General features: G+C 73.0%; 10 protein-coding genes and 1 tRNA gene. 6 read left to right on the top strand and 5 right to left on the bottom strand.

Translation table 11 applies throughout. The features are described 5' to 3' along the window. Positions 1-86: 86 nt before the first annotated feature. From ACWGIS_RS27260 to ACWGIS_RS27240, 5 genes are all read left to right on the top strand, one after another. Positions 87-1,133 carry a zinc-dependent alcohol dehydrogenase gene (locus ACWGIS_RS27260; RefSeq protein ID WP_453365094.1) on the top strand — a complete coding sequence of 349 codons (1,047 nt, stop codon included), beginning with the start codon at positions 87-89 and terminating at the stop codon, positions 1,131-1,133. Positions 1,134-1,144: 11 nt separating this feature from the next. Further along, a complete protein-coding gene (locus ACWGIS_RS27255; RefSeq protein WP_453365093.1) occupies positions 1,145-1,945 on the top strand; it encodes a sugar phosphate isomerase/epimerase family protein in 801 nt (266 codons plus the stop codon). After that, positions 1,942-3,318: an MGH1-like glycoside hydrolase domain-containing protein gene (locus ACWGIS_RS27250; protein ID WP_453365092.1), complete on the top strand. Its 1,377-nt coding sequence runs from the start codon at positions 1,942-1,944 to the stop codon at positions 3,316-3,318. The genes ACWGIS_RS27255 and ACWGIS_RS27250 overlap by 4 nt, the downstream gene beginning before the upstream one ends. Further along, positions 3,315-5,252, top strand: coding sequence for an amylo-alpha-1,6-glucosidase (locus tag ACWGIS_RS27245; protein WP_453365091.1), 1,938 nt, complete (start codon positions 3,315-3,317; stop codon positions 5,250-5,252). Before ACWGIS_RS27250 ends, ACWGIS_RS27245 begins: the two co-directional genes overlap by 4 nt. 194 nt (positions 5,253-5,446) lie before the next feature. After that, positions 5,447-6,325 (top strand): ABC transporter substrate-binding protein, encoded by an 879-nt coding sequence (locus ACWGIS_RS27240; RefSeq protein WP_453365090.1) that lies wholly within the window; start codon positions 5,447-5,449, stop codon positions 6,323-6,325. Between the two features lie 55 nt (positions 6,326-6,380). Here the strand turns inward: ACWGIS_RS27240 and ACWGIS_RS27235 are convergent, their stop codons facing one another. The 5 genes from ACWGIS_RS27235 to sucC form a co-directional block, all read right to left on the bottom strand. After that, positions 6,381-9,158, bottom strand: coding sequence for a SpoIIE family protein phosphatase (locus tag ACWGIS_RS27235; RefSeq protein ID WP_453365089.1), 2,778 nt, complete (start codon positions 9,156-9,158; stop codon positions 6,381-6,383). A 216-nt stretch (positions 9,159-9,374) separates the two neighbouring features. Beyond that, positions 9,375-9,459, bottom strand: a tRNA-Leu gene (locus ACWGIS_RS27230). A gap of 293 nt (positions 9,460-9,752) precedes the next feature. After that, complete coding sequence (locus ACWGIS_RS27225; protein WP_453365088.1) at positions 9,753-11,315, bottom strand: aldehyde dehydrogenase family protein; 1,563 nt, start codon at positions 11,313-11,315, stop codon at positions 9,753-9,755. A gap of 516 nt (positions 11,316-11,831) precedes the next feature. Continuing rightward, complete coding sequence (gene sucD / locus ACWGIS_RS27220; RefSeq protein ID WP_453365087.1) at positions 11,832-12,764, bottom strand: succinate--CoA ligase subunit alpha; 933 nt, start codon at positions 12,762-12,764, stop codon at positions 11,832-11,834. A gap of 11 nt (positions 12,765-12,775) precedes the next feature. After that, positions 12,776-13,906: an ADP-forming succinate--CoA ligase subunit beta gene (gene sucC / locus ACWGIS_RS27215; RefSeq protein ID WP_453365086.1), complete on the bottom strand. Its 1,131-nt coding sequence runs from the start codon at positions 13,904-13,906 to the stop codon at positions 12,776-12,778. 258 nt (positions 13,907-14,164) lie between these two features. Between sucC and frc the strand changes: the two genes are divergently transcribed. Next, positions 14,165-15,394, top strand: coding sequence for a formyl-CoA transferase (frc, locus tag ACWGIS_RS27210; protein ID WP_453365085.1), 1,230 nt, complete (start codon positions 14,165-14,167; stop codon positions 15,392-15,394). The last annotated feature ends 1 nt before the right edge of the window (position 15,395 follow it).

Raw genomic sequence — 15,395 nt, 5'->3', positions numbered from 1 at the left:
TCAGCACTACTTTTGCTGGTTGACAAGACATAAGTGCGAGATATTCTCGACGCAACCGAAGCCCGCAACCCCTTCCGGAGCCGTCCGTGGAACGCGTCGTCCAATTCACCGCCCCACGCCAGGTGGAGGTGGCCGAGCACCCCCGTGCCGAGCTGCCCCCCGGCCATCTGCGCGTGCGTACCCGTTACTCGGGCATCTCCGCCGGCACCGAACTCACGGCGTACCGCGGCACGAACCCGTACCTGACGCGCACCTGGGACGCCGAGGCCCGGCTGTTCCGCGACGGCTCTGCGGGCATCGCCTACCCCGTCGCCGGCTGGGGCTACTCCGAGGTCGGCGAGGTCACCGAGGTCTCCCCCGAGCTGTCCGGGACGCCCGGTGTGCCGGTCCCGGGCGACCTGGTCTGGGGCATCTGGGGGCACCGCAGCGAGGGCATCGTCCCGGCCGAGCGCATGATCGGCCACACCCTGCCGGCCGGCCTCGACCCCCTGGCCGGGGCCTTCGCCCGCGTCGGCGCCATCGCCCACAACGCGGTGCTCGCGGGCGACATCCACGTCGGCGAGGACGTCGCCGTGTTCGGCCAGGGCGTCATCGGCCTGCTCACCACCCGCCTCGCCCAGCTCAACGGCGCCCGCGTCACCGCCGTCGACGCCCTCGACGGACGGCTGGAGACCGCGAAGCGGTACGGCGCCCACCGGACCCTCAACGCCCGCGCCGACTCGGTCGCCGAGCGCGTCCGCGAGGCCACCGGCGGCGCGGGGGCCGACCTCGCCATCGAGATCAGCGGCGCCTACCCCGCCCTGCACGAGGCGCTGCGCTCGGTCGCCGTCGGGGGCCGGGTGGTGGCGTCCGGCTTCTACCAGGGCGACGGCATCGGCCTGCGCCTGGGCGACGAGTTCCACCACAACCGCGTCCAGCTCATCTGCTCCCAGATCAGCGGCGTACCCCCGCAGTTGGCAGGCCGTTGGACCGTCGAGCGGCTCCAGCGGACCTTCCTGCGCCTGGTGGCGGAGGGCCAGGTCGACGTCGCGTCCCTGGTCAGCCATGTCGTACCGGCCGCCGACGCGGCCGACGCGTACGTGCTGCTGGACGAACGCCCCGCCGACGCCCTCCAGGTCGTCCTGGAATTCTGAGAGGCCCCCCGATGCTCAAGACCGCCGCACAAGAACAGCTCCTGCCGGGCGAGACCCTCCAGGAGAAGTGGGAGTTCGCGCAGCACGCCGGCTACGACGCCATCGAACTGCGCGCCCGGGGCGACCTCCACTTCGCCTCCCGCCTGCCCGAGCTGAGGCAGGCCCGCAAGGACGGCGTCGTCATGCCGACCGTCTGCGTCGACATGCTGCACTTCTTCGGCGCCTTCGACGACGGCCTGCGCCGCGACGCCCTCGCGCAGATGAAGTCGCAGCTCACCGTGATCGCGGAGATCGGCGGCCTCGGCGCCCAGACACCGGCGTCGTACGGCATGTTCTCCCGCCGCCTGCCGCCCTTCGAGCCGCCCCGCACCGAGGAGCAGGACCGCGAGGTCCTGCTGTCCGGGCTGGCCGAACTCGGCGAGCACGCCCGCTCCGAGGGCGTCACCCTCTTCCTCGAACCGCTCAACCGCTACGAGGACCACATGGTCAACCGCCTTGAGCAGGCGGCCGGTCTGATCCGCGAGACGGGCCTGGACTCGGTGCGGATCGGTATCGACAGCTACCACATGAACATCGAGGAGAGCGACCCCGCCGCCGCGATCCTGGCCCACGCCGAGTTCATCGGGCACGCCCAGGTCTCGGACTCCAACCGCTTCCAGCCGGGCGCCGGACACCTCGACTGGCCCGCCTGGCTGGGCGCCCTGCACACCATCGGCTACGACGGGTATCTCGCCGCCGAATGCCGGCTGACGGGCGACCCCGTCGACGCCGTCCGCTCCGTCCCCGCCTTCCTCAAGAGGTCCGGCGCGTGAGGGGACTTCTCGAACGGCCCGCGCCCACCGCCGCCGCGGACCTGACCCTGCGGCGCGGTGCGGCGCGGGTCCTCCTCGGCAACTGGACCGGCACCTCGACCGTCCCCTCCCGGACGCTCTACCCGCACCAGTGGAGCTGGGACTCCGCGTTCATCGCGATCGGCCTGCGGCACCTGTCCGTGCGCCGCGCCCAGCGCGAACTGGAGGCGCTGCTCGCGGCCCAGTGGGCGGACGGCCGCGTCCCGCACATCGTGTTCAACCCCGCCCTGCCCTGCGACGCGTACTTCCCGAGCCCGGACTTCTGGCGGTCCTCCCGCGCCGGCCGCCCCGCCGGGGCACCCGCGGCGACGGAGACCTCCGGCATCGTGCAGCCGCCCGTCCACGCCCTCGCGGCCTGGCTCGTCCACCGGGCCGACCCCGCCGAGTCCGGGCGCCGCGAGTTCCTGGCCCGCCTGTATCCCCGACTGGCCGCCTGGCACGACTACTTGCTCACCCGGCGCGATCTGGCGGGCGGCGGCCTCGCGGCGGTCGTGCACCCGTGGGAGCCGGGCATGGACAACAGCCCCTGCTGGGACCGGCCGCTGGCCCGGGTCGTCCCGGCCGCGCCCCACACGTACCGCAGGGCCGACCTCGACCACGGCCATCCGGCGGACCGGCCCACGGACCTCGACTACGGCCGCTACGTCCGACTCGCCGCCGACTACCGCGCGTCCGGGTACGACGACGCGTCTCCGCACGCGTTCGCCGTGGAGGACCCGTGCTTCAACGCGCTGCTGGCCGTCAGCGAACTCGCGCTCGCCCGGATCGCCCGCGAGGCGGGCGCCGATCCCGGCCCGCACGAGACCCGCGCCGAGGACCTGACCCGGGCCCTGGTGGCCCGCCTGTGGGACGAGGAGAGCGGGATGTTCCTCGCCCGCGACCTCGCCGACGACCGGCTCGTCCCGGAACGCAGCGTGTCGGGACTGGTCCCCCTCCTCGTCCCCGGGCTGCCGGAGCACGTCGTCGAGCGGCTGGCCGGCACCCTGGACGGACCGCACTTCCACGCCGGGCCCGACACGCTGGTGCCCAGCTACGACCTGACGGGACACGCCTTCAGCAGCACCCGGTACTGGCGCGGCCCCGCCTGGTTCAACACCGCCTGGCTCATCGAGCGCGGGCTGCGCCTCCACGGCCGCACGGCACGCGCCGACCGTCTGCGCGCCGCCTTCCTCGACACCGCGGGCGCCTCGCGGTTCGCCGAGTACGTCGACTCCGCCACCGGCGAGGGGCGCGGCACCCGCGACTTCTCCTGGACCGCCGCCCTCACCCTCGACCTGCTGCGCGCCGACGGCCTCGACCTGCCGGGCGCCGGCGACAAGGAGCCCTCGCCATGACCGGCACCGCCCGCGTCCAGCTCGTACGGGACGCCACCTTCGCCGTCCTCGGCGACGACGGGAGCGTCAGCGGCTCACGCGGCACCGCTCCGGACGGTCTGTTCGTGCGCGACGCCCGGCACCTGAGCCGCTGGCGGCTCACCGTCGACGGCGACGTCCCCGGCGTCCTGCTGCCCTCCGCCGCCCGGCCCGACGGCACCGCCGAGTGCGTCCTCACCCCGGCCGGCACCCGCGACGAACCCGCCGCGTACACGGTCTTCCGCCGCCAGGCGGTCACCGCGGGCCGGCTCACCGAGCATCTGCGGCTGGTCAGCAACCGGCCCGACCCGGTGACCGCGCGGGTCGAGGTCACCGTCGACGCCGACTTCGCCGACCTGTTCGAACTGCGCGCCGACGACCGGCACTACCCCAAGCCGGACTCCGTCCGGCAGGCCCACCCGATCGCAAACGGCGCGCAGTTCGACTACCGGCGGGCGGACTGGCACGCGCGGACCACCGTCACGGGCAGCCCGCGCCCCGACGCCGTGCAGGCCGACCGGGCGGACGACGTGCACGGCGTCGGAACCGCACACCGGCTGGAGTGGAGCCTGCTCCTGCCGCCCCACGGCGAGGCGGAACTGCGACTGACGGTCGAGGCCCGCCCGCACGGAGTTCCCGACCTCACGCCCGCCGCGTCCGCGCCCGCCCCGGTCTCCGCGCCGAACCAGGGCGATGGCGACGACCTGGACCGGGCGTGCCGTCAGGGCCTGGCCGATCTCGACCTGCTCACGGTCACGGCGGCCGGGGTCGACGGCGAACCCGTCGCCGTACCCGCGGCCGGCATCCCCTGGTTCCTCACCCTTTTCGGCCGGGACTCCCTGCTGACGTCCTACTTCCTGCTCCCCCACCGGCCGTCGGCCGCCGCCGGCACCCTCAGCGCCCTCGCCGCCACCCAGGGCCGCCGCCACGACGCGTTCAGCGGCGAGCAGCCGGGACGCATCGTCCACGAGATCCGGCACGGCGAACTCGCCCACTTCCGGCAGATCCCCTACGGCCGCTACTACGGGGCGGTCGACGCCACCCCGCTCTTCCTGGTCCTGCTGCACGCGCACCACGAGACGACCGGGGACCCCGCCCTCGCCCTCCGCCTCGAACAGCACGCCCGCGCCGCGGTCGACTGGATGCTCCAGGACGGCGGCCTGACCCGGCACGGCTACCTCGTCTACACCCCCGACCCGGGCGGCCTGGTCAACCAGAACTGGAAGGACTCGGCGGGCGCGATCTGCTTCACCGACGGCACCCAGGCAGAGGGCCCCATCGCCGTGTCGGAGGCGCAGGGCTACGCGTACGACGCCCTGCTGCGCACCGCCCGCCTGGCCCGGGAGGTGTGGCACGACGACGCCTACGCCGAGCGGCTGGACCGGCACGCCGAACTGCTGCGCGCCCGGTTCATCCGGGACTTCTGGATGCCGGACGCCGGCTTCCCCGCGCTGGCCCTGGACGGGGAGGGACGCCAGGTGGACGCCCTGGCCTCGGACGCCGGGCACCTGCTGTGGTCCGGCATGTTGGACGACGAGCACGCCCGCCGCGTGGGCCGCAGACTCCTGGCCCCCGACTTCTTCTCGGGCTGGGCGATCCGCACCCTGGCCGCCGGCCAGCGCCCCTACCACCCGCTCTCCTACCACCAGGGCAGCGCCTGGCCGCACGACAACGCGGTCATCGCGCTGGGCCTGGCCCGCGCGGGCCTGCACGACGAGGTGCGCACGGTGGCGGAGGGACTGACCTCCGCGGCGGCCCACCACGGCCACCGCCTCCCCGAGGTGATGGCGGGCTACGACCGCACCGGCTCCGCCGGGCCGGTGCCCTACCCGCACTCGTGCTCGCCCCAGGCCTGGGCGGCGGCGACCCCGCTGGCCCTGCGGACGGCGCTGGACGCCGGGTCCGGCCCGTCCTGACCGGGCGGGCCGCGCGACCGCGCGCCATGCCGACCGCCGGGCGGGAACCGGGAGCGGTCCGACTCCCCGTGACACCGCCGGACGACGGACGCCGCGACCCGCGCCCGGGAGTCCTCCCCCGTGGCTGCGGCGGTCGTAAGGTTCGGGGTGATTTATGGTGAGTCAGGAAGTATGCCCCTACCGGAGGTGCAATGATGCGCGCCGCGGCAGCGATCGTCTCCCTGGCCGTCGGCGGAGCGCTCGTCGTCGCGACATCGGCCTGCGACCAGGGCGGGTCCGAGGCGTCGGACACCCGTTACGGCGACTGCGAGGTCTCGGGGCGGTACGGGGAGTTCCATCTGTCGCCCGAGACGGCGGGCGCGCTCACGGTCAAGACGACCCTGCCCGCGCCCGGCTGGTGGAACGGCGACACGGCGGACTCCGTCAAGAGCGGCTACGAGTACTGCATGGCCGCCAACATCGCCCACCGGTCCGGTCTGGACCGGGTGACGGTGGTCAACGCCCCCTTCCCGGAGGTCGTGTCCGGCAAGACCAAGGACTTCGATCTGGCCCTGGCGCAGATCACGATCACTCCGGAACGGAGCAGGGTCGCCGACTTCTCCCCGCCGTACCTCTCCTCCACCCTGGGAGTGCTGATCAGGGACGACGAGAAGGTCGACGCGGACAACATCCGCGACGTGCGCATCGGGGTGGCCGAGGGCACCACGGGCGAGGCGTTCGTCGAGGACCGCCTCAAGCCGGCCAAGCGCGTCACCGCCTTCCCGAACGACCCGGAGATGGTCACGGCGCTGGAGGAGGGCCGGATCGACGCGGTCGTCCACGACACGACGATCCTGCTGGCGTATCCCCAGAAGCGGGACGGCAGGGTGCGGCTCGTGGGCCAGTACAGGACCGACCAGGGTTACGGCGCCCTGTACCCGAAGGGGTCACCCGACAAGGGCGAACTGGACCGGATCATCAAGCAGCTGATCGACGACGGGACGCTCGCCAAACTGTCGGTCGTCTACCTCGGGGCCGCGTTCGGCCAGGACCCGGCCAAGATCCCGTACTTCACGGTCGCCGGCGGCTCCTGAACGCTCCGGACCGCCTCGGCCCCGAGGTGCGTGGGGGTCCGGCATCCGTCCCGCGTCACAGGTCCGCCATCAGGAGATCGCCCAGGTTCCCGGCGACGCCGGCGTCGAGCGCCTGCTCGGCCCAGATGATCTTGCCTCGGTCGGTGTACCGGGTCCCCCAGCGGCGGGACATCTGCGCGACGAGGAACAGGCCCCGGCCGCCCTCGTCGGTGGAGGCCGCGCGGCGCAGGTGCGGGGAGGTGCTGGTGCCGTCGGCGACCTCGCAGATCAGGCTGTCGCGGTCGTGCAGCAGTCGCAGACAGATGGGGCTCCCTCCGTACCGGATGGCGTTCGTCACCAGTTCGCTGAGGATCAGCTCGGTCGTGAAGGCGGCCTCGCCGAGCCCCCAGGCCTCCAGCCTGCGGGTGGCCTCGGCCCGGATCCGGGAGACGGCCGCCGGGTCGTCCGGCACCTGCCACTCCGCGACGTGGTCCGGGTCGACCAGCCGGGTGCGGGCGACGAGCAGGGCCACGTCGTCGCCCGACCCGGTGGGCAGCATCACGTCGAGCACCGCCCGGCACGTCTCGTCCGGCCCGGCGCCGTCCGTGTCGGCGAGCGCCTCCCTCAGCATGCCGAGCCCGACGTCGATGTCACGGCCGCGAGCCTCGACGAGACCGTCGGTGTAGAGGACGAGCCGGCTGTCCGCGGCCAGCCGGAGCTCGGCGGTCTCGACCGGCAGACCTCCTCCCACACCGAGGGGCGGAGCGACGGGGACGTCGGGGAAGGTCACGGAGCCGTCGGGCGAGACCAGCGCCGGCCCGGGGTGACCGGCCCGGGCGACGACACACCGGCCGGTCACCGGGTCGTACACCGCGTACAGGCAGGTGGCCCCGGTGACGGACCCGTTGCCGCCCTCGGCCTCCGTGTCCTGGTCGATCCGGGTGATCAGGTCGTCCAGGTGCGCGAGCAGCTCGTCCGGAGGCAGGTCCAGGGCGGCGAAGTTGTGCACGGCGGTCCTCAGGCGGCCCATCGTCGCGGCGGCGTGCAGACCGTGTCCGACGACGTCGCCGACCACCAGGGCGACCCGGGCACCCGGCAGCGGGATGACGTCGTACCAGTCGCCGCCCACCCCCGCCTGGGCGGGCAGGTACCGGTGCCCGACCTCCAGGGCGGACAGCTCGGGCAGCACGCCGGGGAGCAGGCTGCGCTGGAGGGTGACGGCGGTGATGTGCTCACGGGTGTAGCGGCGTGCGTTGTCGATGCACACGGCCGCCCGGGCGGCGAGCTCCTCGGCGGGGGACAGGTCGTCCGGCTCGAAGGGGTCCTGGTCCGAGCGCCAGAACTCCACGACCCCGAGCAACTGGCCGCGGGCCCGGAGCGGCACCGAGATCATGGAATGGACACCGTATTCGACGACCTGCCGCGCCCGCTCCGGGTTCTGGGACCACCATCCCTCGGCCTGGGAGAGGTCCGTCACCAGGACCGGCCGGCCGGTGGTCATGCCGGTGGCCACGGGGTTGCCGGGCGCGTAGTGCATCCGCGTGCCGACCGGGGAGAGGGGCACGTCGTCCCGGATGCCCTGAGCCGCGACACGGTGCATCTCCGTACTCGCCCCGGTCGGTTCGTCACCCCGCAGCACGGGCTCCAGCAGTTCGATGGTGGCGAAGTCGGCGAAGCGCGGGACCGCCACCTCGGTCAGCTCCTCGGCGGTGCGCCGCACGTCGAGGGTGGTGCCGATCCGCGTACTGGCCTCGTAGAGCAGCTGGAGCCGCACGGCCGCCACGTCCGCCCGGCCCGCGAGGGCGCGCAGTTCCGTGGTGTCCCTCAGGGTGGCCACGCTGCCGCCCGCGGCGACCGGGCGCACGTTGACCGCGAGCAGGATGTCCCCGGCCGGGAAGACCTTGTCCGTGGCCTCCCGGCCCGATGCCAGCAGCGCGGTCAGGGGCGGGCTCAGCCCGAGTCCGGTCACCGCGCTGCCCTCGGCCTCGGGCGGCAGGGCGAGCAGCCGGCGCGCCTCGTCGTTGGCGAGCAGCAGCCGTCCGTCGCCGTCCAGGATGATCACGCCTTCACGCACGGCGTGCAGCACTGCCTCGTGGTGTTCGTACATGCGGGTCATCTCCACCGGGCCCAGGCCCCGGGTCTGGCGTCGCAGACGCCCGCTGACCAGTGCCGACCCGCCCGCGGCGAGCAGCAGCGCGACTCCGCCGGCGGCGAAGATCATCGGCAGTTGGTCCTGGACCACGCCGGACACCTTGTCCACCGTGACGCCCACGGTGATCAGCCCGACGGCGGTGCCCTGCTCGTCGAACACGGCCACCGTCGAGTCGACCGCCTTCCCCAGGCTGCTGTCGAACGTGGTCTGGTGGGGTTCGCCTTCGAGTGCCTGGTCGTAGGAGGTGGAGACGTGCTTCCCGATCTGGTCCGGGTCCGGGTGGGTCCACCGGAAGCCGTAGGGGCTCAGCGCCACGACGTAGTCGACGCCGGTCTTCTTGCGCACCGCCTCGGCGTGGGGCTGGAGTGCGGCCGTCGGGTCCCGGCTCTTCATCGCCGAGGCGGTGCCCGGGGCGTTCGCGAACGCCTCGGCCGCCACCAGCGACCGGTCGCCGGCCTCCTGGAGCGCGCGGTTGCGGTCCTGGACGACGAGCACCACCACGGCCGTGGCGATGAGCAGCAGGACGACCGCCAGCTGGAGCAGGAAGACCTGGCCGGCGACGCTGCGCGGCTTCAGCCACGACCGCAGCCGCCGGCCGGCCGCGCGGTGACGGGCTTCCGGGCCGGCGTCCGGCGGCCCGGCCTCCGGCGGCACACGGTCGCCCCGGCGGATCGCCGCCCCGAATTGCCCAACTTTGCCCATTTTCTCAGTATCAGTGACCGGCCCGCCGGGCGCGGCTCCGGACGGTCCGGTTCCACCGGGTCCGCGCCTCGACAGGCGGGGGGCGCGCCGTTCTCCCGCCGGCAACAGGCCGACCGGCTGACCGAGGGCACCGCCGGAAACGATGAAAGCCGGCGAGTCATCGACTCACCGGCTTCTCGTGTACGTGATGGGGACGATCGCGTGAACGTCTCTGTGTGTCCGAGGGGGGACTTGAACCCCCACGCCCGATAAAGGGCACTAGCACCTCAAGCTAGCGCGTCTGCCATTCCGCCACCCGGACCAGGTGTCTGCCGCCAGGGCGGGGGTGTTCCCCGCGCGGCGACATGGACAACAATACCAAGCTTTCAGGGTGCCTTTCACCTGCGTATCCGGGCCGCCGGAGCGGTCCCGCGGGGCCCTGCCGGGGTGCGCCCACGGTCTCACCAGGGGTGATCGGACGACTACGGCGGACGGGGCGTCGAAGGTCGAGATCGCGTGCTGGGTGTTCCGCTGCCGTGTGGCGCGGGGGCCGGTGCCGCACCAGGCACCGTCCCCCGCGCCGCGTCCCCCCTCGGGACGCCGGCCGGCGTCAGCTCACGGCATCAGGTGGTACTCCGGGAAGTTCCCGGGCAGCCGCTCCCCCGCCGGGCCGTGCGTCACCGCGCGGACCAGCAGTTCGCCGCCGACGAAGGCACCGCTCCAGGACGCGCCGAAACCGCCGAACAGTTCGTCGCGGTCGCCCCGGGAGCGCGGCGTCCCGTGGCCGACCTTGAACGCGCGGATCTGCGGCGCCAGCCGGTCGTACGTGGCCCGGTCGTCCGTGGACAGCGTGGCGACCAGCGCCCCGTTGGACGCGTTCATCGCGGCGAGCAGCTCCGCCTCGGTGTCGACCAGGACGATGGTGTCGACCGGGCCGAAGGGCTCCGCGTGGTGCAGCGGCGAGGACGGCGGCGGATTCAGGATCGTGACCGGCTGGACGTACGCCGACGTGTCCTGTCCGGGCAGGAAGCGCGCGTCCGACAGCTTGCCGCGGTGCAGGGGGACGGCGCCGCGGTCGATGGCCTCGGCGACCTGGTCGTGCAGCTCCTTCGCCTTGGCCGCGTTGATGACGGGCCCGAAGTCCAGCTGCGGGTAGGGGTCGTCGGGGTGCTCGACCGCGAGGGGGTGGCCGACCCGCAGGGTGCGGACCGCCGGGAGGTACGCGGCGAGGAACTCGTCGAACAGCGTGCGCTGGACGACGAAGCGCGGATAGGCCGTGCAGCGCTGCTTGCCGTAGTCGAACAGCTTCGGGATGACGGCCGTCAGCGCGTCCCAGTCCGTGTGGTTCCAGATGCCCCAGGTGTTCAGGCCCTCCTGTTCCAGGACGTGCCGCTTGCCTAGGTCGGCGACGGCCGTGGCCACCGCGGCGCCGGTGTCGCGACCGCCGACGAAGGACACGCAGCCGATCTCGGGTGCCCGCACGAGCGCCTCGGACAGCTGTCCCCCGCTGCCGCTGACGAGGGTGACGGGGATGCCCTCGCGGGCGGCGAGCGCGCAGGCCAGGGTGAGACAGGCGACGCCGCCGTCGGTCGGGGTCTTGGCGATGACCGCGTTGCCCGCCAGCGCCTGCACCAGCACGGCGTGGACGAGCACGCTCATCGGGTAGTTCCAGCTGGCGATGTTGGACACGGGCCCTTCCAGCGGGCTCCGCCCCTCGACCATGGGCTCGATGCCGTCGACGTACCAGCGCACGCCGTCGATCGCCCGGTCGACGTCGGCCTGCGCGAGCCGCCAGGGCTTGCCGATCTCCCAGACGAGCAGCAGGGCGAGCAGCTCACGGTGCCGGGTCAGCGCGTCGAGCGTCGCCGCCACCCGGGCACGGCGCTCGGGGAGGGGGACGTGGCGCCAGGCGCGGTGCTGGTCGAGCGAGGCGCGTACGGCCTGCTGGGCGGTGGCCGCGTCCAGGCGCGGCGGGCCCGCGATGGGGCGGCCGTCGACGGGGCTGGTGGCGGGCAGCGCCCGGCCGTCGGCCCGCCACTCGGCGCCCCAGAGGTTGAGGACGCGGTCGTCGCGGAACGCCTCGGGCGCGACGGCCAGGCAGCGCTGCCAGGCGTCGGTCCAGGACGTCCCCTTCTTCAGGGTGAGGGTGGGGCGACTCTCGTCGGGGGTTGTTGCCATTCGGATGTCTCCGCTCTCGGTGCACAGTCGGGGGCGGGGCTGCGTGGCTCGGACGCCGAGCCGGGTCGCTCGGCGGTCCCTTCCGGCGCGGTGGCCGGATACGGCGATCCGTCCCGAGGGTCGTCGGGTACGGCGATCCGTCCCGAGGGTCGTCGGGTACGGCGATCCGTTCCGGCTCGGTGGCCGGTACTGCGGTCCGTCCCGACGGTGGTCGGGTACGGCGGTCGTCCGGGGACGGTGGTCGTCCGGCGGACGGTGGTGGGGTCGTGGTCGGGCAGGTCGTCCGGGCGTCGGCGTCGGGCGTCGGGCGTCGGGCGTCGCGTTCGGCGTTCGGCGGCTGTCGGGTACGGCGGGCCGTCGGCGCGTACGGCTCGGGTGGGGCGGTGGACGCGGGCGGGTGGCCCGGGGCCGCGGTGCTCACGCGGGGTGGTCGTCCGTCGGTCCGTGCGCACACGTCGTCGCGCACGTGTCCACGAAGGTAGTGCGGCGGTCCGGTCCCGCGACAGTCACCGCGGGTCAACCATGAGTGACATCACGCTCCGCCTCCAGGCGGTCCAGCACCAGCCGTGCCGTCTCGGTCGGGGTGCCGCCCACCCGTACCCCGGCCGCCTCCAGGGCGCGCTTCTTCGCCTGCGCGGTGCCCGAGGAGCCGGAGACGATCGCGCCCGCGTGGCCCATGGTCCTGCCCTCGGGCGCGGTGAAACCGGCGATGTACCCGATGACGGGCTTGGTGACGTGGTCGCGGATGTACGCGGCGGCCCGTTCCTCGGCGTCGCCGCCGATCTCGCCGATGAGCACGACGAGTTCGGTGTCGGGGTCGGCCTCGAAGGCCGCGAGGCAGTCGATGTGGCTCGTGCCGACGACCGGGTCGCCGCCGATGCCCACGCAGGTGGAGAAGCCGATGTCGCGCAGTTCGTGCATGAGCTGGTAGGTGAGCGTGCCGGACTTGGAGACCAGGCCGATCCGGCCCTGTCCGGTGATGTCGGCGGGGATGATGCCGGCGTTCGACTGGCCGGGGCTGATCAGTCCCGGGCAGTTGGGGCCGACGACGCGGGTGCCGCGCTCCGCGGCGTACGCCTGGAAGGCGACGGTGTCGTGGACGGGGACGCCCTCGGTGATGACGACGGCGAGGCCGATCCCGGCGTCGGCGGCCTCCATGACGGCCGCCTTGGTGAAGGCGGGCGGCACGAAGACCACGCTGACGTCGGCTCCGGTGGCCTCGACGCCCTCGCGGACCGAGCCGAAGACGGGCACGGTGACGGTGGCGCCGGCCAGGCCCCCGGGTCCGGCGGCCAGGTCGAACTCGACGCTGCGGCCGGCCTTGCGCGGGTTGACCCCGCCCGCCACGTCGGTGCCGGACGCGAGCATCCGCCGGGTGTGCTTCATGCCCTCGGTCCCGGTCATGCCCTGGACGAGGACCTTGGAGTCCTTGGTGAGGAAGACGGCCATGTCCCGCTCCTTCAGGTGGAGTTGGCGAGTTCGGCGGCACGTCGCGCGGCGCCGTCCATGGTGGTGGCCTGCCGCACCAGCGGGTGCGCGCGGGCGTCGAGGACGGCACGGCCGCGCGCGGCGTTGTTGCCGTCCAGGCGTACGACGAGGGGCTTGGTCGGCCGGACGGTGTCAAGGGCCCGCACGATGCCCTCGGCGACCGTGTCGCAGGCGGTGATGCCGCCGAAGACGTTGACGAGGACCGATCTGACGTCGGGGTCGGAGAGGACGACCGAGAGTCCGTCGGCCATGATCTGGGCGGAGGCGCCGCCGCCGATGTCGAGGAAGTTGGCGGGGCGGGCTCCGCAGCCGGCGACGACGTCGAGGGTCGACATGACGAGTCCCGCGCCGTTGCCGATGACGCCGACCTCGCCGTCGAGCTTGACGTAGTTGAGGCCCCTGGCCGCGGCGGCCGCCTCCAGCGGGTTGTCGTGGACGGACGCCTGCTCACCCCAACGGGCCTGCCGGAAACGGGCGTTGTCGTCCAGGGTGACCTTGCCGTCGAGGGCGACGAGCTGTCCCCGGACGGTGCGGACGAGAGGGTTCACTTCGACGAGGACGGCGTCCTCGCGGGTCAGCACCTCCCACAGCCTGACCAGGACGTCGACGGTCTGCGGGGGCAGTCCCGCCGCCTCGGCGATCTCGGCCGCCTTCGCCGAGGTGACTCCGCGGGCGGGGTCGACGGGGACGCGTGCCACGGCCTCGGGGCGGTTCGCGGCGACCTCCTCGATCTCTGTGCCGCCCTCGGCGGAGGCGATCGCCACGAAGCGCCCGGCGGCGCGGTCGAGGACGTAGCCGACGTAGAACTCGCTCTCGATCTCGACCGGTTGGGCCAGCATCACCTGGTGGACCCGGTGCCCCTTGATGTCCATGCCGAGGATCCGGCGTGCCGTCAGTTCGGCGGCGGCCGGGTCCTCGGCCAGGCGCACACCGCCCGCCTTGCCGCGTCCGCCGGTCCTCACCTGGGCCTTGACGACCACGCGTCCCCCGAGCCGGCGGGCCGACTCGCGTGCTTCCGCAGGGGAGTCGGCGAGCTCGGCCCTGGGCACGACGATGCCGTGTTCCTCGAAGAGTGCCCTCGCCTGATGTTCGTACAGGTCCATCTTCGGCTCCTGTCTTAAAAGTGGCGCACGCCCCCTGGACATCACCCATCGGATGCGGGATAACAATCTTCATACAGTATTCGTCGACTGTATGCAATGTGCCAACAGCCGCTTCCGGGCAGTACGGAAGGACCTTCCGTCCGCCCTTCCCCGAGCCCGCGGAGGCGGCGGACCGGCGCCGATCACCGTCCGGGGCGGACCGGACGCACAGGCCCCCGGAACCCCGAACCTGACGATGCACCAGTGAGGTGACCCGGCATGACCAAAGCCCTCGAAGGCATCCGCGTCCTCGACATGACGCACGTACAGTCCGGTCCTTCCGCGACGCAACTCCTCGCCTGGCTCGGCGCGGACGTCGTCAAACTGGAGGCGCCCGGCGGAGACATCACGCGCAGGCAGCTGCGCGACCTCCCGGACGTCGACTCCCTCTACTTCACGATGCTCAACTGCAACAAGCGCAGCGTCACCCTCAACACCAAGACGGAGCGCGGCAAGGAGATCCTCACCGAGCTGATCCGGCGCTCCGACGTGATGGTCGAGAACTTCGGGCCCGGAGCGGTGGACCGGATGGGCTTCACCTGGGACCGCATCCGCGAGATCAACCCCCGTGTCGTCTACGCCTCCATCAAGGGGTTCGGCGAGGGCCCGTACACCGACTTCAAGGCGTACGAGGTCGTCGCGCAGGCCATGGGCGGCTCCATGTCGACCACCGGGTTCGAGGACGGACCGCCGCTGGCCACCGGGGCGCAGATCGGCGACTCGGGCACGGGCATCCACGCCGTGGCGGGGATCCTCGCGGCGCTGTTCCAGCGGGAGAACACCGGGCGCGGGCAGCGCGTCAACGTCGCCATGCAGCACGCCGTGCTCAACCTCTGCCGGGTGAAGCTGCGCGACCAGCAGCGCCTGGCCCACGGCCCGTTGGCCGAGTACCCCAACGAGGACTTCGCGGACGAGGTCCCCCGGTCCGGGAACGCGTCCGGCGGCGGGCAGCCCGGGTGGGCGGTCAGGTGCGCGCCGGGCGGCCCGAACGACTACGTGTACGTGATCGTGCAGCCCGTCGGCTGGAAGCCCGTCGCCGAACTCATCGGCCGGCCCGAGCTGGCCGAGGACCCCGAGTGGGCCACCCCGGAGGCCCGGCTGCCGAAGCTGACCAAGATGTTCCAGCTCATCGAGGAGTGGACCGGCACCCTCCCCAAGTGGCAGGTGCTGGAGAAGCTCAACGCCCACAACATCCCGTGCGGCCCGATCCTGTCCACCCGGGAGATCATCGAGGACGCGTCACTGGCCGCCAACGAGATGGTCGTGAAGGTGCCCCATCCCGAGCGGGGCGAGTTCGTGACCGTCGGCAGTCCGCTGAAGCTCTCCGACTCCCCCGTGGACGTGACCACCTCACCGCTGCTCGGCGAGCACAACGAAGAGGTGTACGTCGGCGAACTGGGCCTCGGCGACGAGGAACTGCGCCTGCTCAGGACGAGCGGGGTGATCTGAC

This window comes from Streptomyces sp. NPDC054842 (assembly GCF_053611025.1).
The sequence above is the reverse complement of the archived record's forward strand: the minus strand, read 5'-3'. Positions and strand labels throughout refer to the sequence as shown.